Below are 21,554 nucleotides of genomic sequence, written 5' to 3' on the forward strand. Positions count from 1 at the left end.
GCCGTCCCATGAAAGATTTGGTGAAAGTACTCAAATCGCAGTCTCAGTCCGAAGAGTTTGACGCGATCAAGATTACCCTGGCGTCGCCGGACATGATTCGCTCCTGGTCGTTTGGCGAGGTGAAGAAGCCTGAGACCATCAACTACCGTACCTTTAAACCGGAGCGGGATGGCCTGTTCTGCGCCAAGATTTTTGGCCCGGTTAAGGATTACGAGTGCCTGTGCGGCAAGTATAAGCGCATGAAGCACCGCGGTATCATCTGCGAAAAGTGTGGCGTAGAAGTGACCAAAGCCGCCGTGCGCCGTGAGCGCATGGGGCACATCGAGCTCGCTTCGCCGGTGGCACACATTTGGTTTTTGAAGTCACTGCCGTCGCGTATCGGCATGTTCCTCGATATGACCCTGCGTGATATCGAGCGCGTGCTGTATTTCGAAAGCTTTGTCGTTATCGATCCAGGTATGACCACGCTGGAGCGTGGTCAGCTGATGAACGACGAGCAGTACTTTGAAGCACTGGAAGAGTTCGGTGATGACTTCGACGCCCGCATGGGTGCCGAAGCCGTTCAGGAGCTGCTCAAAGATATCGATCTGGAAGAAGAGATTAACCACCTGCGCGAAGAGATTCCGCAGACTAACTCCGAAACCAAGATCAAGAAGCTCTCCAAGCGCCTCAAGCTGCTTGAAGCCTTCTACCACTCCGGTAACGCGCCGGCGTGGATGGTCATGGAAGTGCTGCCCGTGCTGCCACCGGATCTGCGTCCGCTGGTACCGCTGGACGGTGGCCGTTTCGCGACCTCCGATCTCAACGACCTTTACCGTCGTGTGATCAACCGTAACAACCGCCTGAAGCGTCTGCTCGATCTCAATGCGCCGGACATTATTGTGCGCAACGAGAAGCGTATGCTGCAGGAAGCCGTCGATGCACTGCTCGACAATGGTCGTCGTGGCCGCGCGATCACGGGCTCTAACAAGCGCCCGCTGAAATCGCTCGCCGACATGATCAAAGGTAAGCAGGGTCGTTTCCGTCAGAACCTGCTGGGTAAGCGCGTCGACTACTCGGGCCGCTCGGTAATTACCGTTGGTCCGACCCTGCGTCTGCACCAGTGTGGTCTGCCCAAGAAAATGGCGCTTGAGCTGTTCAAGCCGTTTATCTACTCCAAGCTGCAGTCGCTGGGCTATGCCTCCACGATCAAAGCTGCCAAGAAGATGGTCGAGCGCGAGCTGCCGGAAGTGTGGGACATCCTTGCCGATGTTATCCGCGAGCACCCGGTACTGCTTAACCGCGCCCCCACGCTTCACCGTCTGGGTATCCAGGCATTTGAGCCGCTGCTGATCGAAGGTAAAGCGATTCAGCTGCACCCGCTGGTATGTGCCGCCTACAACGCCGACTTTGACGGTGACCAGATGGCGGTACACGTGCCGCTGACCCTGGAAGCCCAGCTCGAAGCGCGTGCGCTGATGATGGCCACCAACAACGTGCTTTCGCCCGCTAACGGCGAGCCGATCATCGTGCCGTCCCAGGACGTTGTACTGGGTCTTTACTACATGACCCGCGAAAAGATCAACGCCAAAGGCGAGGGTATGGTGTTCTCTGACCTCAACGAGGTAGAGCGCGCTTTCGGTACCCAGTCAGTATCGCTGCACGCCCGGGTCAAAGTGCGTCTGGACGAAATCGATATCGAAGAAGAGAGCGGCGAGCGTAGCTTCCACCGCCGTATTTACGATACGACGGTAGGCCGTGCACTGCTGTTCCGCATTCTGCCCGAAGGTGTGCCTTTCGAGCTGATCGACCAGCCGATGAAGAAGAAGGCGATCTCTAGCCTGATCAACGAAGTTTATCGTCGTGCCGGCCTCAAGCCGACCGTCATTTTCGCTGACCAGCTGATGTATACCGGTTTCCGTCTCGCGACTTGGTCCGGCGCCTCAATCGGTGTTAACGACTTCGTTATTCCCGAAGCAAAAACTGAAATCGTTGATGCAGCGGAAGCCGAAGTTAAAGAGATCGAAGACCAGTTCTCTTCTGGCCTGGTAACAGCGGGCGAGAAGTACAACAAGGTTATCGATATCTGGTCCAAGGCCAACGATAAAGTCGCCAAGGCGATGATGGTGGGTATCTCTAAAGAGACCGTCATCGATCGTGATGGCAACGAAGTTGAGCAGGACTCGTTCAACAGCGTCTTCATCATGGCCGACTCCGGTGCCCGTGGTAGTGCTGCCCAGATCCGTCAGTTGGCGGGTATGCGTGGTCTGATGGCCAAGCCGGATGGCTCGATCATCGAAACGCCGATCGTCGCCAACTTCCGTGAAGGTCTGAACGTACTGCAGTACTTCATCTCGACCCACGGTGCACGTAAAGGTCTTGCGGATACGGCGTTGAAAACCGCCAACTCCGGTTACCTAACCCGTCGCTTGGTAGACGTAGCGCAAGACCTGGTCATCACCGAAGTCGACTGTGGTACCGAAAATGGCTTGACCCTGCACCCGATCATCGAAGGCGGCGACATTATCGTACCGCTTTCCCAGCGCGTGCTGGGTCGTGTGGTTGCTCAGGATGTGGTTCACCCTGGCAGCGGTGAAGTCTTGATCGCGAAAGGAACCTTACTCGACGAGAAATGGTGTGCCGAGCTCGACACCATGGGTGTCGACGAGATCATCGTTCGCTCTACGATTACCTGTGAGACCGCACACGGCGTGTGTGCCTCCTGTTACGGCCGTGACTTGGCCCGTGGCCATCAGGTCAACATCGGTGAAGCCGTCGGCGTTATCGCTGCACAGTCCATCGGTGAGCCGGGTACCCAGCTGACCATGCGTACCTTCCACATCGGTGGTGCGGCATCGCGTTCGTCTGCTGTGGATAGCGTACAAGTGAAGCACGGCGGTAAGGTTCGTCTGCACAACATCAAGCATGTAGAGCGTGCCGACGGCAAGCTGGTTGTCGTATCTCGCTCCAGCGCCCTGGCCGTTGCTGACGACCATGGCCGTGAGCGTGAGTACTATAAGCTCCCTTACGGTGCTGAGCTTTCTGTACGCGACGGCGACGTGGTCGACGCTGGTGCGACGGTCGCCAAATGGGATCCGCACACTCACCCGATCGTTGCCGAAGTAGAAGGTAAAGCGCAGTTCATCGATCTCGACGAGGGTGTCACCATGCACCGCAGCGTCGATGAGATGACCGGCCTCTCCTCTATCGAGGTGATCGAGTCTGCAGCACGTCCCATGGCCGGTCGCGACAAGCGCCCGATGGTCATGCTGCAAGACAGCTCGGGCGAGTACGTCTCTGTATCGGGCTCCAACACCCCGGTTCAGTACCTGCTTCCGGGCAACTCGATTATTTCGGTCGACGATGGTGTGACGATCGGGGTGGGTGAAGTGGTTGCCCGTATCCCGGTAGAAGCCTCGGCGAACAAAGACATCACCGGTGGTCTGCCGCGGGTTGCTGACTTGTTCGAAGCGCGTAAGCCGAAAGAGTCCTCGATCCTGGCCGAGATCAGCGGTGTGATCAGCTTCGGTAAAGAGACCAAAGGTAAGCGTCGTCTGACCATTACCCCGGAATCTGGCGATCCGTTTGAAGCGTTGATTCCGAAATGGCGTCAAATTGCCGTCTTCGAAGGCGAAACCGTCGAGAAGGGCGAGGTGATTTCCGATGGGCCGAGCAATCCGCACGATATCCTGCGCTTGCTGGGTGTTGAGGAGCTCGCCAAGTACATCACTGCCGAAGTACAGGACGTTTATCGTCTGCAGGGCGTAGGCATCAACGACAAGCACATCGAAGTCATTGTGCGTCAGATGCTGCGTAAGGTAGAGATTACTGATTCGGGCGATTCTGACTTCATCACGGGCGACCAGGCTGAACTGGTTCGCGTGCTGGAACAGAACGAACGTCTTGAAAAAGAGAAGAAATTCCCGGCCAAGTATCAGCGTATGCTGCTGGGTATCACCAAGGCCAGCCTGGCCACCGAGTCGTTCATTTCCGCGGCCTCCTTCCAGGAGACAACCCGCGTACTGACCGAAGCAGCGGTGACTGGCAAGCGCGATTACCTGCGTGGCCTGAAAGAAAACGTGGTGGTTGGTCGCCTGATACCGGCTGGTACAGGCTTGACTCACCACGCAGAACGTCGTCGCAAGCGCGAAGACGTTGAGCAACTGTTCAATCCTTCGGCTACCGAAGTCGAACAGGAGCTGGGTGCACAGTTGACCGCTCTCGATTCTGACGACGAGCTGTAGATTTGGCGCCTAAAGCAGTAGGTAACATGAGTAAGTAAAACGAATAGCTGACCTGAAAAAGTGTCACCTTGCCGGTAAAACCGCCGGCAAGGCTTGACGCGACCTAGGGTCAGCCTTTAGAATGCGCAGCCTTTAACAGTGGGGTGGGTGCGCCCGCATCCGCTGCCCGCATTTGTTAAAAGGCAAGGCAACCATTGGAGTCAGCTAAACACCATGGCAACGATTAATCAGCTAGTGCGCAAGCCGCGCAAGCGCCCCGTCACAAAAAGTGACGTGCCAGCGCTGCAGGCCTGTCCGCAAAAACGCGGCGTTTGTACGCGCGTTTACACCACCACCCCGAAGAAGCCTAACTCGGCTCTGCGTAAGGTTTGCCGTGTGCGCCTTACCAACGGCTTTGAAGTGTCTTCTTATATCGGTGGTGAAGGTCACAACCTTCAAGAACACTCTGTCGTTTTGATTCGCGGCGGTCGTGTAAAGGATTTGCCAGGTGTGCGTTATCACACCGTTCGTGGCGCCCTTGACACCTCTGGCGTTCAAAATCGTCGTCAGGGTCGTTCTAAATACGGTACTAAGCGTCCTAAGTCCTAAGTTTTAAGTCCTAGGGCTAGGTCAGCTGTGCAGCGTCGCCCCGTCAAAAGGGCATGCTGAGTAACGATTTTCACGAATTTGACGGTCTGATAAGAGTAAGGTCGGGCTGCACTTGTGGTACTTGAATATCGTACGCAGGTTGCATGAGTTCCGGGTTTACCTGAAAGATCCTTAATTGAGGGCTTATCATGCCTAGAAGAAGAGTAGTAGCTAAACGCGAGATTCTGCCGGATCCTAAGTTCGGAAGTGAGCGTCTGGCGAAGTTCATGAACCACCTGATGGTCAGCGGCAAGAAGTCCATAGCTGAGCGTATCGTCTACGGTGCGTTGGATAAGGTTGCCGAGCGTAGTAAAGAAGATCCGCTGGAGATCTTCGACAAAGCGCTGGAAGCCATCCAGCCGATGGTCGAAGTGAAGTCGCGCCGCGTTGGTGGTGCGACCTATCAGGTGCCGGTTGAAGTACGTCCGTCTCGCCGTCAAGCGCTGGCAATGCGCTGGCTGGTAGACGCGGCGCGTCGTCGCGGTGAGAAAACCATGGTTCAGCGTCTGGCGGGTGAAATGCTGGATGCCGCTGAAGGTAAAGGTTCTGCCGTTAAGAAGCGCGAAGACGTGCATCGCATGGCAGAAGCCAACAAGGCCTTCTCGCACTACCGTTTTTAAGGTCGGCGTTTTTAAGGTCAGCGTTTCTAAAATCGGCGTTTCTTTGTACGGCGTTTTTAAGTATGGCTTTCTGGTTTATATATGCACGTTGTTCAGCATGGTGGAATGTTTGCTGAGTCGCGTTGTTGCAATTCAAAAGTTGCAACACTCAGCCGCTACCATGACGCAGTGGTAGCGGCGGCCGCATAAACCTCGCTTGCATACGCCGCTAAATTAACGAGCATCGCCAACAAACGGGAGTTTCACCGTGGCACGCAAGACTCCACTAAATCGCTACCGTAATATCGGTATCGTCGCTCACGTCGACGCGGGTAAAACCACAACGACTGAGCGTGTACTGTTCTACACCGGCCTCTCCCACAAAGTGGGCGAAGTACACGACGGTGCTGCGACCATGGACTGGATGGAGCAGGAGCAGGAGCGTGGTATCACTATCACCTCAGCTGCAACTACCTGTTTCTGGCAGGGCATGAACAAGCAGTTCCCTGAGCACCGTATCAATATTATCGACACCCCGGGGCACGTTGACTTCACCATTGAAGTTGAACGTTCTCTGCGCGTACTCGATGGTGCGGTTGTTGTACTGTGTGGTTCTTCCGGCGTTCAGCCGCAGACCGAAACAGTATGGCGCCAAGCCAACAAGTACGAAGTTCCGCGCATGGTTTTCGTCAATAAGATGGACCGTACCGGCGCTGACTTCTTCATGGTTGTCGAGCAGTTGAAAGAGCGTTTGGGTGCCAAAGCTGTGCCAATCCAGATTAACTGGGGCACGGAAGAGGACTTTAAAGGCGTTATTGATCTGATTCAGATGAAGGCTATCCTGTGGGACGAGGAAAGCCTGGGTATGAATTATGACCTCGCGGACATTCCTGCTGAGCTACAAGAAACAGCAGAAAAGTACCGCGAAGAGATGGTCGAAGCTGCTGCCGAAGGCTCTGACGAGCTGATGGAAAAGTACCTTGAAGGCGGTGAGCTATCGGTTGAAGAGATCAAGGCCGGTCTGCGTGCGCGCACCCTGGCTAACGATATCGTTCTGGTTACCTGTGGTTCTGCCTTTAAGAACAAAGGCGTTCAAGCAGTGCTGGATGGCGTTATCGAATACATGCCTTCGCCGACGGAAGTTAAGGCGATCGAAGGTGAGCTCGACGATAAAGACGGCACCGTTGATACCCGTGAAGCTGATGACAGTGCGCCGTTTGCGGCCCTGGCGTTTAAGATCGCCACTGACCCCTTCGTTGGTACGCTGACCTTTATTCGCGTCTACTCGGGTGTTCTTAAATCTGGTGACGGTGTCTATAACTCCGTTAAGCAGAAGAAAGAGCGCGTTGGCCGTATCGTTCAGATGCACGCCAATTCCCGTGAAGAGATCAAAGAAGTTCTGGCGGGCGACATCGCTGCTTGTATCGGTCTGAAAGACGTCACCACGGGTGATACCCTGTGCGACATCGATAACAAGATCGTTCTCGAGCGCATGGAGTTCCCGGATCCGGTTATCTCGGTTGCTGTAGAGCCTAAATCTAAGGCAGACCAAGAGAAGATGGGTGTTGCGTTGGGCAAGCTTGCTCAAGAAGACCCTTCCTTCCAGGTCAAAACCGACGAAGAAACCGGCCAGACGATTATTTCTGGCATGGGTGAGCTTCACCTGGATATCCTCGTTGACCGTATGCGTCGCGAGTTTAAGGTTGAGGCCAATATCGGTAAGCCTCAGGTTGCCTATCGCGAAACGATTCGCGGCAGCATTGAGCAAGAAGGCAAGTTCGTACGTCAGTCCGGTGGTCGTGGTCAGTATGGTCACGTATGGCTGCGTATCGAGCCGCTGACAGCAGAAGAGAAGGGTGAAGGCGAAGACGAACTGTTCTTCAAGTTCAACTCTGAGATCGTGGGTGGTGCGGTTCCCAAGGAATACGTTCCCGCGGTTGAGAAGGGTGCTTTTGAGCAGCTCAAAAACGGCGTCATCGCGGGTTACCCGATGATCGACGTTAAAGTAACGCTGTTTGATGGCTCCTTCCACGACGTAGACTCCAACGAGACTGCGTTTAAGATTGCTTCTTCTATGGCAGTAAAAGAAGGTGCCAGGAAGGCCAAGGCCGTGCTGCTGGAGCCGGTGATGAAGGTCGAAATCGTGACCCCCGAAGAATTTATGGGTGACGTCATGGGTGACCTGAGCCGTCGTCGCGGCCTGGTGCAGGGTATGGATGACTCCTCTTCTGGTAAAGTCATTCGTGCGACGGTGCCACTGGGCGAGATGTTCGGTTATGCAACCGATCTGCGCTCACAAACCCAGGGCCGTGCGAGCTACTCTATGGAGTTCTCGAAGTACGACGAGGCGCCCTCCAGCGTCGTTGAAGCCGTCATCAATCAAAACGGTTAACCGTTAGCTAACGTAAAGAGGTTATAGCAGTGGCTAAGGAAAAATTTGAACGTTCCAAACCGCACGTCAACGTCGGCACCATTGGTCACGTCGACCACGGTAAAACGACTCTGACGGCGGCCCTGACCCGCGTGTCTGCTGAGGTTTTCGGCGGCGACTGGCGTGAGTTTGATACCATCGATAACGCTCCTGAAGAGCGTGAGCGCGGTATCACAATCGCTACTTCCCACGTGGAATACCAGTCTGAAGATCGCCACTACGCGCACGTTGACTGCCCGGGACACGCTGACTACGTCAAGAACATGATCACCGGTGCTGCGCAGATGGACGGCGCTATCCTGGTATGTTCTGCCGCAGACGGCCCGATGCCGCAAACTCGCGAGCACATCCTGCTGTCTCGTCAGGTTGGCGTACCGTTCATCGTTGTGTTCCTGAACAAAGCGGACATGGTCGATGATGAAGAGCTGCTCGAGCTGGTAGAAATGGAAGTTCGCGAACTTCTAGACCAGTACGACTTCCCGGGTGACGACACGCCGATCATCACTGGCTCTGCGCTGATGGCGCTGAACGGTGAAGATGACAAGGGCATGGGTACGACTGCCGTCGCTAATTTGATCAAAGCTCTGGATGCTTACATCCCTGAGCCGGAGCGTGCGATTGATCAGCCGTTCCTGATGCCGATCGAAGACGTGTTCTCTATCTCTGGCCGCGGTACTGTTGTTACCGGTCGTGTAGAGCGCGGTATCGTCAAAGCGGGCGAAGAAGTGGAAATCGTGGGTATCCGCGATACCACCAAAACGATCGTTACCGGTGTTGAAATGTTCCGTAAACTGCTCGACGAAGGTCGTGCTGGTGAGAACGTTGGCGCCCTGCTGCGTGGTACTAAGCGTGATGACGTCGAGCGTGGCCAAGTGCTGGCCAAGCCGGGCACCATCAACCCGCACACTACCTTCGAAGCAGAAGTTTACGTACTGTCCAAAGAAGAGGGTGGTCGTCACACGCCTTTCTTCAAGGGCTACCGTCCGCAGTTCTACTTCCGTACCACCGACGTAACTGGTACCTGTGAACTGCCGGAAGGCGTTGAAATGGTCATGCCGGGTGACAACGTTCAGATGGTTGTTACCTTGATCGCCCCCATCGCAATGGACGAAGGCTTGCGCTTCGCTATTCGTGAAGGCGGCCGTACTGTCGGTGCTGGCGTTGTGGCCAAAATCGTCAAGTAAGCAGCATGCTTGAATGATGAAGGGGGCTCTGATGAGCCCCCTTTTCTGCGCACCAACAGCAAATGTTTGACATGGGCTTTTGGCGTGCCTATAATGCGCATCCTTTGAATGCGTGGGTAGACGGCTCGCGCCGTCGACATCCATTGGAGTTTAGGGCAAATGCAGAACCAAAAGATTCGCATTCGGTTGAAAGCTTTCGACCATCGCCTGATCGACCAGTCTACAGCGGAGATTGTTGAAACCGCTAAACGTACTGGTGCTCAGGTTCGTGGTCCGATTCCGCTGCCGACCAACCGCGAGCGTTACACCATTCTGATCTCACCGCACGTCAACAAAGATGCGCGTGACCAGTATGAGATTCGTACGCACAAGCGTGTGCTCGACATTGTTGAGCCGACTGAAAAAACTGTTGATGCTTTGATGAAGCTTGATCTCGCCGCAGGCGTTGACGTGCAAATCAAACTCAACTAATTACACTAGTCACTTGCGGCCCAGCGCTCATCGTTCTTTGTAAAGAGCTAGCATGAGCAGCAGCCGCCGCGCCGTGAGGCGCCATACAATGTGCTAGTGGAATGCTCTGGAAAGGGCAGCCATAGCGGGTGATAGCCCCGTACACTATAGGAGACTGAGTATGACTATCGGTTTAGTCGGTAAAAAGGCCGGGATGACCCGTGTCTTTACCGAAGACGGCGCGTCTGTGCCCGTAACCGTTATTGAAGTTGATCCTAATCGTGTTACACGCGTTAAATCTGTCGAGTCTGACGGTTACGCAGCGATTCAGGTCACATCTGGCTCTCGTAAAGCTAAGCACCTCACCAAAGCGCAAGCGGGTCAGTTTGCCAAGGCGGGTGTTGAAGCTGGTCGTGCACTGATGGAATTTCGTCTTGCAGAAGGCGAAGAGATTCCTGAAGTAGGCGGCGAACTCACCGTATCCCTCTTCGAAGCTGGTCAAATGGTTGACGTGACTGGCACCTCTAAGGGTAAAGGCTTCCAGGGTGCTGTTAAACGCTGGAATTTCCGTACCCAAGATATGACTCACGGTAACTCTCTGTCGCATCGCGCGCCGGGTTCTATCGGCATGTGTCAGACTCCGGGTCGCGTTTTCAAAGGCAAAAAGATGGCCGGTCAAATGGGTAACGCCCGTTGCACCGTGCAGAGCCTTGAGATCGTCCGTGTCGACGCCGAGCGTAACCTGCTGCTGATTAAAGGCGCCGTACCGGGTGCTCCCGGTAGTGACGTTATCGTTCGCAGCGCCGTGAAAGCAGGCTGAAGGGGATAATTACCAATGAATCTGAATCTTGCTGCAGGCGCGGGTACCGTTGAAGTAGCCGACGCCACTTTTGGCAAAGAATTCAACGAAGCGCTGGTTCACCAGGTTGTCACTGCCTATTTGGCGGCTGGTCGTCAGGGAACCCGCGCACAAAAGAGTCGTTCCGACGTTCGTGGCGGTGGTAAAAAGCCGTGGCGTCAGAAAGGCACCGGTCGTGCACGTGCCGGTACCATCCGCTCTCCGCTATGGCGTAGTGGTGGCGTAACCTTCGCGGCGCGTCCGCAAGACTACACCCAGAAGGTTAACCGCAAGATGTACCGCGCTGCCATGCGCTCCATCTTGTCAGAGCTGGTACGTCAAGAGCGTTTAGTCGCGATTGAAGAGTTCGTCGTCGATGCGCCTAAGACCAAGCAGGTAGCTGCCAAGCTAAAAGAGCTCAACCTTGAAAAAGTGTTGATCGTCACTGAAGAAGTTGACGAGAAGCTCTATTTGGCCGCACGCAACCTTCCCCACGTTGACGTGGTGGATGTCGCGGCAGCTGACCCGGTAAGCCTGGTAGCCTTTGATAAGGTGCTGATTACCGTCTCCGCCCTGCGTAAATTCGAGGAGAAGCTGGCATGAACCAGGAACGCGTATTTAAGGTTCTGCTTGGGCCGCACGTGACCGAAAAGGCCGCAATGGCAGCCGAGCGCAACCAGTACGTTTTCAAGGTGGCATCTGATGCTACCAAGCCCGAGATCAAAAAGGCCGTTGAAGCACTTTTCGGCAAAAAGGTCGGTAGTGTTCAGGTACTGAACATGAAGGGTAAAACAAAACGTACTGCGAACGGCGTTGGCCTGCGTAAGGGTTATCGCAAAGCGTATGTGACCCTGGCTGCGGGTGAAACGCTCGAAGACTTCTCTGGCGCCGAATAAGGGCAGGAGTACGGATAATGGCAATCGTCAAGACCAAACCCACTTCCGCCGGTCGTCGCCACGTCGTCAAGATCGTTGGCGAGGAACTGTTTAAAGGCCGTGCCTATGCACCGCTTTTAGAAAAACAGTCCAAGTCCGGCGGCCGTAACAACTACGGTCGTATCACCACCCGCCACGTGGGCGGTGGTCATCGTCACCACTATCGGTTGATCGATTTCAAACGCACCAAGGATGGCATTCCTGCCACCGTTGAGCGTCTTGAGCACGATCCCAACCGCAGTGCGCACATTGCGCTGCTGAAGTATGCCGATGGTGAGCGTCGTTACATCATTGCACCGAAAGGTGTCAGCGCGGGTGACGTGCTGGAATCTGGTGTTAACGCGTCAATCAAGAAAGGCAATGCCTTGCCGCTGCGCAACGTCCCGTTGGGTTCTACGGTGCACTGCATCGAACTCAAGCCGGGTAAAGGCGCGCAGATTGCTCGCAGTGCCGGTACAAGCGCCCAGCTGGTTGCTCGTGAAGGTAACTATGCCACCCTGCGTCTTCGCTCTGGCGAAATGCGTAAAGTGTTGGCCGAGTGCCGCGCGACCTTGGGTGAAGTGAGCAACTCAGAGCACAGCCTGCGTCAACTTGGCAAGGCCGGTGCGAAGCGCTGGAGAGGTGTGCGTCCGACTGTTCGCGGTGTCGCGATGAACCCAGTCGATCACCCGCACGGTGGTGGCGAAGGCCGCACCAGTGGTGGTCGTCACCCGGTATCCCCATGGGGTGTGCCGACTAAGGGTCACAAGACGCGTAAGAACAAGCGCACCGACAAGCTGATCATTCGTCGTCGTAATAAGACGCGTTGATCTACATTGCCAAGACATTAAGAGGTAACGGCTGTGCCACGTTCACTAAAGAAAGGTCCCTTCATTGACCTTCATCTTTTGAAGAAGGTAGAGGTTGCAGTGGAGAAGAACGATCGCAAACCGATCAAGACTTGGTCGCGTCGTTCTATGATCCTGCCCAATATGGTAGGCCTCACTATCGCGGTCCATAACGGTCGCCAACACGTCCCGGTGCACGTCTCCGAGGAAATGGTTGGCCACAAATTGGGCGAATTCGCTGCTACTCGCACTTATCGCGGGCATGCGGCGGATAAAAAGCCAAACGGTAAGCCAGAGAGGATTGAGAGATGGAAGTCACAGCTAAGCTGCTTGGCGCTCGTTTATCCGCCCAGAAGGCCCGTTTGGTGGCTGACCAGGTGCGCGGTAAACCTGTCGCCGAGGCACTCGACCTGCTGACCTTCTCACCGAAGAAGGCTGCCAAGCTGGTTAAGAAGGTGCTGCAATCCGCGATTGCAAACGCGGAAGAAAATAACGGCATGGATATTGACGAGCTGCGTGTCTCGACCATCTGCGTCGATGAGGGCATGACGCTCAAGCGTATCAAGCCGCGTGCCAAGGGGCGTGCGGATCGTATCTTGAAGCGCACGTGCCACATCACCGTCAAGGTAGCCGAGAAGTAGGAGTCGACCGATGGGTCAGAAAGTCAATCCAACAGGCATTCGACTGGGCATCGTCAAAGACCATGCTTCTGTCTGGTATGCTGAGCGCGGCGCTTACGCCGATAAGCTCAATAACGATCTCGAAGTGCGTAGCTTCCTGGAAGAGCGTCTTAAAAGCGCCTCTGTTAGCCGCATCCACATCGAGCGTCCGGCGAACAATGCCCGCATCACCATTCACACTGCCCGTCCGGGTATCGTGATTGGTAAGAAAGGTGAAGATGTCGACCGTCTGCGTCGCGATCTCACTCAGATGATGGGCGTTCCCGTGCATGTGAACATCGAAGAAGTTCGCAAGCCGGAGCTGGATGCCAAGCTAGTCGCTGCTAACGTAGCGGGTCAGCTTGAGCGTCGCGTCATGTTCCGTCGTGCTATGAAGCGCGCGGTACAGAACGCAATGCGTCTTGGCGCTGGTGGCATCAAGATTCAGCTGTCAGGTCGTCTTGGTGGCGCTGAAATCGCACGTACCGAATGGTACCGCGAAGGTCGCGTTCCGCTGCACACGTTGCGTGCGGATATCGACTACGCCACTTACGAAGCTCACACCACCTATGGCGTTATCGGCGTCAAAGTGTGGATCTTCAAGGGTGAAATCCTCGGCGGTATTGAGGAAGTACGTGCCAAGGCTAACAACAGCCTGCCGGCAACGCGCCCAAGAAGAAAGGTTCCAGGTAAGGGGAGAGCGAGTCGATGTTACAGCCCAAGCGTATGAAATTCCGCAAGATGATGAAAGGCCGCAACCGTGCCTGGCGCATCGCGGAAGCAAGATCAGCTTCGGGGAATACGGCCTTAAAGCTACTGGTCGCGGCCGCATCACTGCGCGTCAGATCGAAGCAGGCCGTCGTGCGATCAACGTCACGTAAAGCGTGGCGGTAAAATCTGGATCCGCGTCTTCCCTGATAAGCCGATCTCCAAGAAGCCGCCTGAAGTTCGTATGGGTAAAGGTAAAGGTTCTGTTGAGTAACTGGGTTGCCCAGATCCAACCGGGTCGGGTCCTGTATGAAATTGAAGGCGTGTCGGAAGAGCTCGCTCGTGAAGCGTTTGAGCTTGCCGCACAGAAAATGCCCTTATCCACCACCTTTGCGAAACGGACGGTGATGTGATGAAAGCCCAGGAAATTCGTGAAAAGTCCGCAGGAGAGCTCCAGGAGCAACTCCTCGAACTCCTCCGCGAGCAGTTTAACCTGCGCATGCAGAAGGCCACTGGCCAACTGAGCCAGACTCATCTGCTCAAGCAGGTCCGCCGGGATATCGCCCGCGTTAAGACTTTGCTCAACGAGAAGGCAGGTGATTGAGATGGCCGAAGAAAACACAAAGCGTACGCTCACCGGTAAAGTGGTGAGCGATAAGATGGACAAGTCCATCGTCGTCATGATCGAGCGGCGCGAGCGTCACCCGATCTACGGAAAATACGTTAAGCGCTCCACCAAGCTGCACGCCCATGATGAGGCGAACCAGGCTAAGGCAGGCGATACGGTTTCCATTCAGGAGTGCCGTCCGCTTTCCAAGAAGAAAGCCTGGACGCTGGTCGAGGTGGTTGAACACGCCAAGGGTTAATCCCAAGGCCTGTCAATCAGTGCAGTCAGATTAGGTTTGGAGAAAACCGATGATTCAGACTCAGACAATGCTGGATGTCGCCGACAACAGCGGAGCGCGCCGGGTGCAGTGCATCAAGGTGTTAGGCGGTTCACATCGTCGTTACGCTCGCGTTGGTGATATCATCAAGGTCACGGTTAAGGAAGCGATTCCGCGTGGCAAGGTCAAAAAAGGCCAGTGCTAAAAGCGGTCGTGGTCCGGACCCGTAGTGGCGTCCGTCGTCCCGACGGTTCGCTCATCCGTTTCGATGGAAATGCGGCAGTTTTGTTGAATAACACCAACGAACAGCCCATCGGTACCCGTATTTTTGGGCCGGTGACTCGTGAACTTCGTAATGAAAAGTTCATGAAGATCATTTCCTTAGCGCCTGAAGTGCTGTAAGGAGCGAGGCGGATATGCAAAAGATCAAACGTGACGATGAAGTCATCGTCATCGCCGGGAAGGATAAAGGCAAGCGTGGCACCGTTAAGCGGGTATTAGAAAACCGCTTTTTGGTGTCCGGTGTGAACATGATTAAACGTCACACCAAGCCAAATCCCATGGCGGGTAATCAGGGCGGTATCGTCGAGCGTGAGGCTCCGATTCACGCGTCCAACGTAGCCATCTTCAATTCGGAGACCGGTAAGGCGGATCGCGTCGGCTTCCAAGTGAAGGAAGACGGTACCAAGGTACGTATCTACAAGTCGACGCAGACGCAGATCGACGCCTAACGCGAGTCGGGTAGCACAATGGCGAACTTGAAAGAACGTTATCAAAACGAGGTAGCAGCTCAACTCAAAGAAGAGTTCAGCTATGCCAACGTTATGCAGGTACCCCGGATCACGAAAGTGACTCTGAACATGGGTATCGGCGAAGCAGTCAACGATAAAAAGTTGATTGACAATGCCATCGGCGATCTAGAGAAACTCTCTGGTCAAAAACCGCTGGTGACCAAGGCACGTAAGTCCATCGCGGGCTTCAAGGTGCGCGAAGGTTGGCCAATCGGCATCAAGGTAACTCTGCGCGCTGAGCGTATGTGGGACTTCTTGGACCGTTTGGTTTACATCGCGATTCCCCGCGTGCGTGACTTCCGTGGTCTCAACCCGAAGTCTTTCGACGGTCGTGGTAACTACTCCATGGGTGTGCGTGAGCAGATCATCTTCCCGGAGATCGAGTATGATAAAATCGATCGCATCCGGGGGTTGGACGTCACTATCACTACGACCGCCAAAACCGACGAGGAAGGTCGCGCGCTACTAACCGCGCTGAACTTCCCGTTCAAGAAATAGGGGCGAGATCATGGCTAAGAAAAGTATGGTAGAGCGTGAGCTTAAGCGTACTCAGCTGGTCGCGAAGTATGCGACCAAGCGCGCTGAACTCAAGAAGATCATCTCAGATGTGAACACGTCTGAGGAAGACCGCTTCGAGGCGACGCTGAAGCTGCAGCAACTGCCGCGCGACTCAAGCCCGGTGCGTCAGCGTAACCGCTGCCGTATCACCGGTCGTCCGCACGGTTTTTACAACAAGTTCGGCCTTGGCCGTAACAAGCTGCGTGAAGCCGCCATGCGTGGCGACGTTCCTGGGTTGAAAAAATCCAGTTGGTAACGCCACGTAGAATTATCAGGAGCGCACATTAAATGAGCATGCAAGACACTCTGGCGGATATGTTTACACGTATCCGCAATGCGCAGATGGCCACCAAGGAGACGGCTACCATGCCGTCCTCCAAGTTGAAAGTGCAAGTGGCCCGAGTGCTAAAGGAAGAAGGCTACATTGCCGACTTTGCGGTAGCGGAGGGCGCTAAGCCCGAGCTAACCGTAACTCTCAAGTACTTTGAGGGTAAGCCGGTCATTGAGCACATTCAGCGGGTTTCCAAGCCGTCCCTGCGCCGCTACATGGGCAAGGATAACTTGCCTAAGGTTGCCGATGGCCTGGGTATCGCGATTGTCACCACATCCAATGGTGTCATGACCGATCGTGCCGCGCGCCAAGCGGGTGTCGGTGGCGAAGTCATCTGCACCGTATTCTAGGAGGCTGGAATGTCCCGCATAGCGAAATATCCGGTTAAAGTGCCTGCCGGCGTTGAGATTAAAATCAATGCTGACCAGCTGACCGCCAAAGGCGGCCAGGGCACGCTATCTATGACCATCCACTCTGATGTAGTGGTCGGTCAAGAAGATGGCCAGCTGACCTTCGCCCCGAGTGAGTCTGCCAAGAGCTGGGCCATGGCCGGTACTACCCGCGCCTTAGTTCAGAACCTGGTAACGGGCGTATCCGAGGGTTTCACAAGAACTCTCGAAATTGTTGGCGTCGGTTATCGTGCCCAAGCTAAGGGCCAGACGCTCAATCTTTCACTGGGCTTCTCGCACCCGGTCGACTATGAACTGCCTAAAGGTGTCTCAGCGGAAACGCCGAAGAACACCGTTATCGTGCTGAAAAGCGCGGATAAGCAGATGCTCGGCCAGTGCGCCGCGGAAATCCGCGCCTTCCGTCCCCCCGAGCCGTATAAAGGCAAGGGTGTTCGGTACGCCGACGAGCAGGTGCGTCGCAAAGAAGCCAAGAAGAAGTAAGGCAGGGTTATGAACGCGAAGAAAGAATCTCGTCTCCGTCGTGCCCGCCGCGCTCGCGCAAAGATCCGCGAGCTGGGCGTGTATCGCCTGTGCGTCAACCGTACCCCGCGTCACATCTATGCGCAGATTATCTCGCCGGATGGTGGCAAAGTGCTAGCCAGTGCTTCTACGCTGGACAAAGTACTGCGCGAGGGTGCGACCGGCAACTCAGATGCGGCCTCTAAAGTGGGTGCTCTGATTGCTGAACGCGCTAAAGAAGCAGGCATCACCCAGGTGGCCTTCGACCGTGCTGGCTTTAAGTATCACGGCCGCGTCAAGGCGCTGGCCGACGCCGCACGTGAAGGCGGCCTGGAATTCTAAAGGGTTTTACGATGGCGAAGAACGAACAGCAAAGCGGTGATCTGCAAGAGAAGTTAGTGCAGGTCAACCGCGTCGCCAAGGTGGTCAAGGGTGGTCGTATTTTCGGCTTCACCGCACTGACCGTCGTTGGTGATGGTAAAGGTCGTGTCGGTTTCGGTCGTGGCAAGGCGCGTGAAGTGCCTGTCGCAATCCAGAAAGCGATGGATCAAGCTCGTCGCAACATGGTCAAGGTGAACCTTGCTGGCCATACGCTGCAGTACCCGGTCAAAGCCCGTCACGGTGCTTCCAAGGTGTACATGCAGCCGGCTTCCGAAGGTACCGGTATCATCGCCGGTGGCGCCATGCGCTCTGTATTAGAGCTCGCCGGTGTCCACGACGTACTGGCCAAGTGCTACGGTTCCACCAACCCGGTTAACGTGGTACGAGCGACTGTTAAAGGTCTCTCCTCCATGCAAGCACCGGAAGACGTGGCCGCCAAGCGCGGTCTGTCTGTCGAAGCGATCACGGGGTAAGGCACCATGGCAGCAACGATCAAGGTTACCCAGATCCGCAGCACCATCGGCATTATGCCCAAGCACAAGGCTACTATGAAAGGCTTGGGCCTGCGTCGCATCGGTCATACGGTTGAACTGGAAGACACCCCTGCCGTACGCGGCATGATCCACAAGGTGAACTACCTTGTGCGCGTTGAGGGAGAGTAATCCATGAAACTCAATAACCTAAGCCCGGCTCCGGGCTCCAAACACGCTGCAAAGCGCGTTGGTCGTGGCATCGGTTCCGGTCTTGGTAAGACCGGTGGCCGTGGTCACAAAGGTCAGAAGTCACGTAGTGGCGGCAGTGTTAAGCCCGGTTTCGAAGGCGGTCAGATGCCTTTGCAGCGTCGTTTGCCGAAATTTGGCTTTACGTCTGCAAAATCTCTGGTCTCTGAAGAAGTACGCCTGGCTGAGCTTGCTAAAGTTGCCGGTGGCGAAGTCACCCTGGCATCTTTGAAAGAAGCCAACGTGCTAAAGGACTCTACGCTACACGCGAAGATCATCCTTTCTGGCGAACTGAAAACGGCGGTTACCGTTCGCGGAATCAAGGTCACCAAAGGTGCCCGTGAAGCGATCGAAGCCGCTGGCGGCAAGGTAGAGGACTAAATGGCCAAGTCAGGAAAAATGCCGGCGATGGGCAGCGGTCTGAGTGAACTGTGGGCGCGTTTGCGCTTCGTGCTCCTCGCCATCGTGGTGTACCGTATTGGTGCCCACATTCCCGTTCCCGGTATCAATCCTGACCAGCTTGCTGCCTTGTTTAGGGAGCAACAGGGCACCATTCTGGGCATGTTTAACATGTTCTCGGGTGGCGCCCTGGAGCGCATGAGTGTTCTCGCCCTGGGTATCATGCCCTATATATCGGCGTCGATTATCATGCAGCTCATGACTGCGGTCTCCCCTCATCTTGAGCAGCTCAAGAAAGAGGGTGAGGCTGGCCGCCGCAAGATTAGCCAGTACACCCGCTACGGCACGGTGATACTGGCGTTTGTCCAGGCTACCGGCATGTCCGTCGGTCTGGCTAGCCAAGGCATCGCGTACAGTGCTGACTTCAGCTTCTATTTCACCGCCGTGATTACGTTTGTATCGGGCGCGGTGTTTATGATGTGGCTAGGTGAGCAGATTACCGAGAAGGGCATCGGCAACGGTATTTCGCTGCTGATCTTCGCCGGTATTGTCGCTGGACTGCCCAGTGCCGTGGGCCAAGCCTTCGAGCTTGCCCGTAATGAAGGGGCCTGGAATGTTCTGCCGCTGTTAGCGCTGTCAGTGTTAGGTATTGCGACTGTCGCCTTTGTGGTTTTCATTGAGCGCGGCCAACGCCGTCTTAAAGTTAATTACCCTCGGCGACAAGTGGGCAATAAGATGTATGCAGGGCAAAGTAGCTACCTGCCTTTGAAGGTCAACATGGCCGGTGTTATTCCGGCGATTTTTGCCTCCAGTATCCTGCTTTTCCCGGCCTCTATTGGTCAGTGGGTAGGTGCCGGTGAAGGTATGGAGTGGTTGCAGCGTGCATCTCAGGCATTAGGCCCAGGTCAACCGCTTTACATCTTGCTTTTCGCGGCGGCAGTGGTATTCTTCTGCTTCTTTTACACAGCGCTGGTCTTCAACCCCAAGGATGTGGCTGACAATCTTAAAAAGTCAGGCGCTTTCCTGCCGGGCATTCGCCCCGGCGAGCAGACCGCTCGCTATATCGACAAGGTCATGACACGTTTGACCCTGTTCGGTGCCTTGTATATCACTGCGGTTTCCTTGATGCCCCAGTTCTTGATTGTGGCGTGGAACGTGCCGTTTTTCTTCGGCGGTACCTCGTTGTTAATCGTAGTCGTGGTCATCATGGACTTCATGGCCCAGGTGCAGTCGCATCTCATGTCGCATCAGTATGACTCAGTGATGAAGAAGTCCAACCTGAAAGGCTACGGTAGCGGCGGTATCATGCGCTGAGGCGCCGTCCACCCCTATTTAGTTAGAGAGGGCGCGCCGCGAGCCGGTTTTTGGAGAAAGATCGATGAAAGTTCGAGCTTCCGTAAAGAAAATGTGCCGTAACTGCAAGATCATTCGTCGCAATGGCGCTGTCCGCGTCATCTGCAGCGAGCCACGGCACAAACAACGCCAGGGTTAATAGCCTGGGTTGTATTAAGCGGGTGCCAGCATACCCCTTGCCTTAGGGCAAATGATGGGGTATGCTGTTGCGCCTTTTGTAGATGAATAAACGAGCAAGCCGCTCAAATTTCGGAGTAAGCTGATGGCCCGTATTGCAGGCGTCAATATCCCGGACAACAAGCATGCGGCGATCTCGCTGACCTATATCTTCGGGATTGGCCGTACCCGTGCTGAGCACATCTGTGCTGCAGCCGGTATCGCGCCTACTGCCAAGATCCAGGATCTGTCTTCTGAAGAAGTCGACACCCTGCGTTCTGAAGTTGGCAAGTACACCGTAGAAGGCGACCTTCGTCGTGATGTCACGCTTAACATTAAGCGTCTCATGGACTTAGGCTGCTACCGTGGTCTGCGTCATCGTCGTAGTCTTCCGCTGCGTGGTCAGCGGACTAAGACTAACGCGCGCACCCGTAAGGGCCCGCGTAAGCCGATCCGCAAATAACACGCACGTTCTGGCGTAAAGACAGGAATAGACATCAACATGGCTAACCCGCGTAGTAACCGTAAAAAGGTTAAAAAGCAGGTAGTGGATGCGATTGCGCATATCCATGCCTCTTTTAACAACACGATCGTGACGATCACAGACCGCCAGGGCAACGCTCTTTCTTGGGCGACTGCCGGTGGTTCGGGTTTTCGTGGTTCTCGCAAGAGCACCCCGTTCGCTGCTCAAGTGGCAAGCGAACGTGCAGCAACTGCTGCAGCCGAGTATGGTGTGAAAAACGTAGATGTACTGGTTAAAGGCCCAGGTCCCGGTCGTGAATCCGCCGTGCGCGCACTGAATGCCGCCGGCTTCCGCGTGCAAAGCATCGTAGACGCGACGCCCATTCCCCATAATGGCTGCCGTCCGCCTAAGAAACGCCGCGTTTAAGGAGACAGATTCATGGCTCGTTATATTGGACCGAAGTGCAAACTGTCTCGTCGTGAAGGCACCGACCTCTTTTTGAAGAGTGGTGTTACTCCCTTCGAGAAAAAGTGTAAATCCGAGCAGATCCCGGGTGTACACGGCCAGCGTCGTCAGCGTCTTTCAGACTACGGCTTGCAGCTTCGCGAGAAGCAAAAAGTACGTCGCATGTATGGCGTACTCGAAAAACAGTTCCGTAACTACTACAAAGAAGCCGCTCGCCTGAAAGGTGCGACCGGTGAAGTATTGTTGCAGTTGCTCGAATCCCGACTGGATAATGTCGTCTACCGCATGGGCTTCGGCTCGACTCGCTCTGAAGCGCGTCAGCTGGTCAGCCACAAAGCGATTTCCGTGAACGGCCGCACCGTTAACGTTGCTTCCTATCAAGTGAAGCCGGGTGACGTTGTTTCCATTCGCGAAAAGGCGAAAAACCAAGCACGTATTCAAAGCGCGTTGTCCATTGCGGCCAACCGTGGCGATATCGCTTGGATCGAAATCGACGCCAAGAAGATGGAAGGCACTTTCAAGGCTCTGCCTGAACGCGGTGACCTGTCTGCCGACATCAACGAAAACCTGATCGTCGAGCTGTACTCCAAGTAAGCAGTTTTCTGTTTCTTGTCAATCTGGTGCCGGTTTAACGCCCGCACCAGATCTTACCGAGTACCAAGTAT

The 21,554-nt window shown here is 55.1% G+C and carries 28 protein-coding genes and 4 pseudogenes; 31 read left to right on the top strand and 1 reads right to left on the bottom strand.

Annotated features, from left to right (window positions below; all coding sequences use genetic code 11):
* Window positions 1-8 precede the first annotated feature (8 nt).
* From rpoC to rpsG, 3 genes are all read left to right on the top strand, one after another.
* Window positions 9-4,223 carry a DNA-directed RNA polymerase subunit beta' gene (rpoC, locus tag FDY98_RS00920; RefSeq protein WP_009288147.1) on the top strand — a complete coding sequence of 1,405 codons (4,215 nt, stop codon included), beginning with the start codon at window positions 9-11 and terminating at the stop codon, window positions 4,221-4,223.
* Window positions 4,224-4,436: 213 nt separating this feature from the next.
* Window positions 4,437-4,811, top strand: a complete 375-nt coding sequence (gene rpsL, locus FDY98_RS00925; RefSeq protein ID WP_008959173.1) for a 30S ribosomal protein S12 — start codon at window positions 4,437-4,439, stop codon at window positions 4,809-4,811.
* Between the two features lie 188 nt (window positions 4,812-4,999).
* Window positions 5,000-5,470, top strand: a complete 471-nt coding sequence (rpsG, locus tag FDY98_RS00930) for a 30S ribosomal protein S7 (protein WP_009288145.1) — start codon at window positions 5,000-5,002, stop codon at window positions 5,468-5,470.
* On the opposite strand, the gene FDY98_RS29215 is transcribed toward rpsG, so the two are convergent.
* Window positions 5,403-5,618 (bottom strand): pentapeptide repeat-containing protein, encoded by a 216-nt coding sequence (locus FDY98_RS29215; protein WP_081742684.1) that lies wholly within the window; start codon window positions 5,616-5,618, stop codon window positions 5,403-5,405. The genes rpsG and FDY98_RS29215 overlap by 68 nt on opposite strands.
* Window positions 5,619-5,717: 99 nt before the next feature.
* Between FDY98_RS29215 and fusA the strand changes: the two genes are divergently transcribed.
* The 28 genes and pseudogenes from fusA to rpsD all read left to right on the top strand — a co-directional run bounded on the left by fusA (window position 5,718) and on the right by rpsD (window position 21,483).
* Complete coding sequence (gene fusA, locus FDY98_RS00940; protein ID WP_009288144.1) at window positions 5,718-7,841, top strand: elongation factor G; 2,124 nt, start codon at window positions 5,718-5,720, stop codon at window positions 7,839-7,841.
* Window positions 7,842-7,870: 29 nt separating this feature from the next.
* On the top strand, window positions 7,871-9,064 hold the full coding sequence (tuf, locus tag FDY98_RS00945; protein WP_009288143.1) for an elongation factor Tu: 1,194 nt from the start codon (window positions 7,871-7,873) through the stop codon (window positions 9,062-9,064).
* Between the two features lie 159 nt (window positions 9,065-9,223).
* Window positions 9,224-9,535, top strand: coding sequence for a 30S ribosomal protein S10 (gene rpsJ, locus FDY98_RS00950; RefSeq protein WP_007112007.1), 312 nt, complete (start codon window positions 9,224-9,226; stop codon window positions 9,533-9,535).
* 160 nt (window positions 9,536-9,695) lie between these two features.
* Window positions 9,696-10,334, top strand: coding sequence for a 50S ribosomal protein L3 (gene rplC, locus FDY98_RS00955; RefSeq protein WP_009288142.1), 639 nt, complete (start codon window positions 9,696-9,698; stop codon window positions 10,332-10,334).
* A 15-nt stretch (window positions 10,335-10,349) separates the two neighbouring features.
* On the top strand, window positions 10,350-10,955 hold the full coding sequence (gene rplD / locus FDY98_RS00960) for a 50S ribosomal protein L4 (RefSeq protein ID WP_007112005.1): 606 nt from the start codon (window positions 10,350-10,352) through the stop codon (window positions 10,953-10,955).
* Window positions 10,952-11,248 (top strand): 50S ribosomal protein L23, encoded by a 297-nt coding sequence (gene rplW, locus FDY98_RS00965; RefSeq protein WP_008959167.1) that lies wholly within the window; start codon window positions 10,952-10,954, stop codon window positions 11,246-11,248. Before rplD ends, rplW begins: the two co-directional genes overlap by 4 nt.
* A gap of 17 nt (window positions 11,249-11,265) precedes the next feature.
* The gene (gene rplB / locus FDY98_RS00970) at window positions 11,266-12,096 is read left to right on the top strand and encodes a 50S ribosomal protein L2 (RefSeq protein WP_008959166.1); all 831 of its coding nucleotides are present in this window, start codon (window positions 11,266-11,268) and stop codon (window positions 12,094-12,096) included.
* Window positions 12,097-12,129: 33 nt separating this feature from the next.
* A pseudogene (gene rpsS, locus FDY98_RS00975) lies at window positions 12,130-12,393 on the top strand (30S ribosomal protein S19); the annotation flags it as partial.
* Window positions 12,394-12,422: 29 nt separating this feature from the next.
* On the top strand, window positions 12,423-12,755 hold the full coding sequence (gene rplV / locus FDY98_RS00980) for a 50S ribosomal protein L22 (RefSeq protein WP_007112002.1): 333 nt from the start codon (window positions 12,423-12,425) through the stop codon (window positions 12,753-12,755).
* A 10-nt stretch (window positions 12,756-12,765) separates the two neighbouring features.
* Window positions 12,766-13,466: pseudogene (rpsC, locus tag FDY98_RS00985) on the top strand (30S ribosomal protein S3).
* 15 nt (window positions 13,467-13,481) lie between these two features.
* Window positions 13,482-13,894: pseudogene (rplP, locus tag FDY98_RS00990) on the top strand (50S ribosomal protein L16).
* Complete coding sequence (rpmC, locus tag FDY98_RS00995) at window positions 13,894-14,085, top strand: 50S ribosomal protein L29 (protein ID WP_007111999.1); 192 nt, start codon at window positions 13,894-13,896, stop codon at window positions 14,083-14,085. The pseudogene rplP and the gene rpmC overlap by 1 nt, the downstream one beginning before the upstream one ends.
* 1 nt (window position 14,086) lies before the next feature.
* On the top strand, window positions 14,087-14,347 hold the full coding sequence (gene rpsQ / locus FDY98_RS01000) for a 30S ribosomal protein S17 (protein ID WP_007111998.1): 261 nt from the start codon (window positions 14,087-14,089) through the stop codon (window positions 14,345-14,347).
* 49 nt (window positions 14,348-14,396) lie between these two features.
* A pseudogene (rplN, locus tag FDY98_RS01005) lies at window positions 14,397-14,767 on the top strand (50S ribosomal protein L14).
* A 14-nt stretch (window positions 14,768-14,781) separates the two neighbouring features.
* The gene (gene rplX / locus FDY98_RS01010) at window positions 14,782-15,096 is read left to right on the top strand and encodes a 50S ribosomal protein L24 (RefSeq protein WP_007111996.1); all 315 of its coding nucleotides are present in this window, start codon (window positions 14,782-14,784) and stop codon (window positions 15,094-15,096) included.
* Between the two features lie 18 nt (window positions 15,097-15,114).
* Entirely contained in the window at window positions 15,115-15,654 is a 540-nt protein-coding gene (gene rplE / locus FDY98_RS01015) for a 50S ribosomal protein L5 (RefSeq protein ID WP_007111995.1), read from the top strand.
* A 10-nt stretch (window positions 15,655-15,664) separates the two neighbouring features.
* On the top strand, window positions 15,665-15,970 hold the full coding sequence (rpsN, locus tag FDY98_RS01020) for a 30S ribosomal protein S14 (RefSeq protein ID WP_022520866.1): 306 nt from the start codon (window positions 15,665-15,667) through the stop codon (window positions 15,968-15,970).
* Window positions 15,971-16,002: 32 nt separating this feature from the next.
* A complete protein-coding gene (rpsH, locus tag FDY98_RS01025; RefSeq protein ID WP_007111993.1) occupies window positions 16,003-16,395 on the top strand; it encodes a 30S ribosomal protein S8 in 393 nt (130 codons plus the stop codon).
* Between the two features lie 9 nt (window positions 16,396-16,404).
* Entirely contained in the window at window positions 16,405-16,935 is a 531-nt protein-coding gene (gene rplF / locus FDY98_RS01030) for a 50S ribosomal protein L6 (RefSeq protein WP_009288139.1), read from the top strand.
* Window positions 16,936-16,944: 9 nt separating this feature from the next.
* Entirely contained in the window at window positions 16,945-17,295 is a 351-nt protein-coding gene (gene rplR, locus FDY98_RS01035; RefSeq protein ID WP_022520865.1) for a 50S ribosomal protein L18, read from the top strand.
* Between the two features lie 11 nt (window positions 17,296-17,306).
* Window positions 17,307-17,807 (top strand): 30S ribosomal protein S5, encoded by a 501-nt coding sequence (gene rpsE / locus FDY98_RS01040; RefSeq protein WP_007111990.1) that lies wholly within the window; start codon window positions 17,307-17,309, stop codon window positions 17,805-17,807.
* Between the two features lie 6 nt (window positions 17,808-17,813).
* The gene (rpmD, locus tag FDY98_RS01045; RefSeq protein ID WP_022520864.1) at window positions 17,814-17,996 is read left to right on the top strand and encodes a 50S ribosomal protein L30; all 183 of its coding nucleotides are present in this window, start codon (window positions 17,814-17,816) and stop codon (window positions 17,994-17,996) included.
* A 3-nt stretch (window positions 17,997-17,999) separates the two neighbouring features.
* The gene (gene rplO / locus FDY98_RS01050) at window positions 18,000-18,434 is read left to right on the top strand and encodes a 50S ribosomal protein L15 (RefSeq protein WP_009288138.1); all 435 of its coding nucleotides are present in this window, start codon (window positions 18,000-18,002) and stop codon (window positions 18,432-18,434) included.
* Window positions 18,435-19,766, top strand: a complete 1,332-nt coding sequence (secY, locus tag FDY98_RS01055) for a preprotein translocase subunit SecY (protein WP_008959155.1) — start codon at window positions 18,435-18,437, stop codon at window positions 19,764-19,766. It begins immediately after the preceding gene.
* A gap of 64 nt (window positions 19,767-19,830) precedes the next feature.
* On the top strand, window positions 19,831-19,944 hold the full coding sequence (gene rpmJ, locus FDY98_RS01060; protein ID WP_008959154.1) for a 50S ribosomal protein L36: 114 nt from the start codon (window positions 19,831-19,833) through the stop codon (window positions 19,942-19,944).
* A gap of 123 nt (window positions 19,945-20,067) precedes the next feature.
* A complete protein-coding gene (gene rpsM, locus FDY98_RS01065) occupies window positions 20,068-20,424 on the top strand; it encodes a 30S ribosomal protein S13 (protein ID WP_022520863.1) in 357 nt (118 codons plus the stop codon).
* Window positions 20,425-20,463: 39 nt separating this feature from the next.
* Window positions 20,464-20,850 (top strand): 30S ribosomal protein S11, encoded by a 387-nt coding sequence (rpsK, locus tag FDY98_RS01070; protein WP_007111985.1) that lies wholly within the window; start codon window positions 20,464-20,466, stop codon window positions 20,848-20,850.
* Between the two features lie 12 nt (window positions 20,851-20,862).
* Window positions 20,863-21,483, top strand: coding sequence for a 30S ribosomal protein S4 (gene rpsD / locus FDY98_RS01075; RefSeq protein ID WP_008959152.1), 621 nt, complete (start codon window positions 20,863-20,865; stop codon window positions 21,481-21,483).
* Window positions 21,484-21,554 lie beyond the last annotated feature (71 nt).

The organism is Halomonas sp. PA16-9 (assembly GCF_009728585.1).
Lineage (GTDB): Bacteria > Pseudomonadota > Gammaproteobacteria > Pseudomonadales > Halomonadaceae > Vreelandella > Vreelandella titanicae.

Bases quoted from the DNA above. Each gene is read 5' to 3' on its own strand.
- rpsN (WP_022520866.1), top strand. From the start codon at position 15,665: ATGGCTAAGAAAAGTATGGTAGAGCGTGAGCTTAAGCGTACTCAGCTG.
- rplX (WP_007111996.1), top strand. From the start codon at position 14,782: ATGCAAAAGATCAAACGTGACGATGAAGTCATCGTCATCGCCGGGAAG.
- rpmD (WP_022520864.1), top strand. From the start codon at position 17,814: ATGGCAGCAACGATCAAGGTTACCCAGATCCGCAGCACCATCGGCATT.
- rplC (WP_009288142.1), top strand. From the start codon at position 9,696: ATGACTATCGGTTTAGTCGGTAAAAAGGCCGGGATGACCCGTGTCTTT.
- rpsH (WP_007111993.1), top strand. From the start codon at position 16,003: ATGAGCATGCAAGACACTCTGGCGGATATGTTTACACGTATCCGCAAT.
- rplB (WP_008959166.1), top strand. From the start codon at position 11,266: ATGGCAATCGTCAAGACCAAACCCACTTCCGCCGGTCGTCGCCACGTC.
- rplF (WP_009288139.1), top strand. From the start codon at position 16,405: ATGTCCCGCATAGCGAAATATCCGGTTAAAGTGCCTGCCGGCGTTGAG.
- rpsL (WP_008959173.1), top strand. From the start codon at position 4,437: ATGGCAACGATTAATCAGCTAGTGCGCAAGCCGCGCAAGCGCCCCGTC.
- rplO (WP_009288138.1), top strand. From the start codon at position 18,000: ATGAAACTCAATAACCTAAGCCCGGCTCCGGGCTCCAAACACGCTGCA.
- rplV (WP_007112002.1), top strand. From the start codon at position 12,423: ATGGAAGTCACAGCTAAGCTGCTTGGCGCTCGTTTATCCGCCCAGAAG.
- rpsD (WP_008959152.1), top strand. From the start codon at position 20,863: ATGGCTCGTTATATTGGACCGAAGTGCAAACTGTCTCGTCGTGAAGGC.
- rpsQ (WP_007111998.1), top strand. From the start codon at position 14,087: ATGGCCGAAGAAAACACAAAGCGTACGCTCACCGGTAAAGTGGTGAGC.
- rpoC (WP_009288147.1), top strand. From the start codon at position 9: ATGAAAGATTTGGTGAAAGTACTCAAATCGCAGTCTCAGTCCGAAGAG.
- rplW (WP_008959167.1), top strand. From the start codon at position 10,952: ATGAACCAGGAACGCGTATTTAAGGTTCTGCTTGGGCCGCACGTGACC.
- rpmJ (WP_008959154.1), top strand. From the start codon at position 19,831: ATGAAAGTTCGAGCTTCCGTAAAGAAAATGTGCCGTAACTGCAAGATC.
- rpsM (WP_022520863.1), top strand. From the start codon at position 20,068: ATGGCCCGTATTGCAGGCGTCAATATCCCGGACAACAAGCATGCGGCG.
- rplR (WP_022520865.1), top strand. From the start codon at position 16,945: ATGAACGCGAAGAAAGAATCTCGTCTCCGTCGTGCCCGCCGCGCTCGC.
- secY (WP_008959155.1), top strand. From the start codon at position 18,435: ATGGCCAAGTCAGGAAAAATGCCGGCGATGGGCAGCGGTCTGAGTGAA.
- rpsG (WP_009288145.1), top strand. From the start codon at position 5,000: ATGCCTAGAAGAAGAGTAGTAGCTAAACGCGAGATTCTGCCGGATCCT.
- rplD (WP_007112005.1), top strand. From the start codon at position 10,350: ATGAATCTGAATCTTGCTGCAGGCGCGGGTACCGTTGAAGTAGCCGAC.
- rpsE (WP_007111990.1), top strand. From the start codon at position 17,307: ATGGCGAAGAACGAACAGCAAAGCGGTGATCTGCAAGAGAAGTTAGTG.
- rpsK (WP_007111985.1), top strand. From the start codon at position 20,464: ATGGCTAACCCGCGTAGTAACCGTAAAAAGGTTAAAAAGCAGGTAGTG.
- rpmC (WP_007111999.1), top strand. From the start codon at position 13,894: ATGAAAGCCCAGGAAATTCGTGAAAAGTCCGCAGGAGAGCTCCAGGAG.
- rpsJ (WP_007112007.1), top strand. From the start codon at position 9,224: ATGCAGAACCAAAAGATTCGCATTCGGTTGAAAGCTTTCGACCATCGC.
- rplE (WP_007111995.1), top strand. From the start codon at position 15,115: ATGGCGAACTTGAAAGAACGTTATCAAAACGAGGTAGCAGCTCAACTC.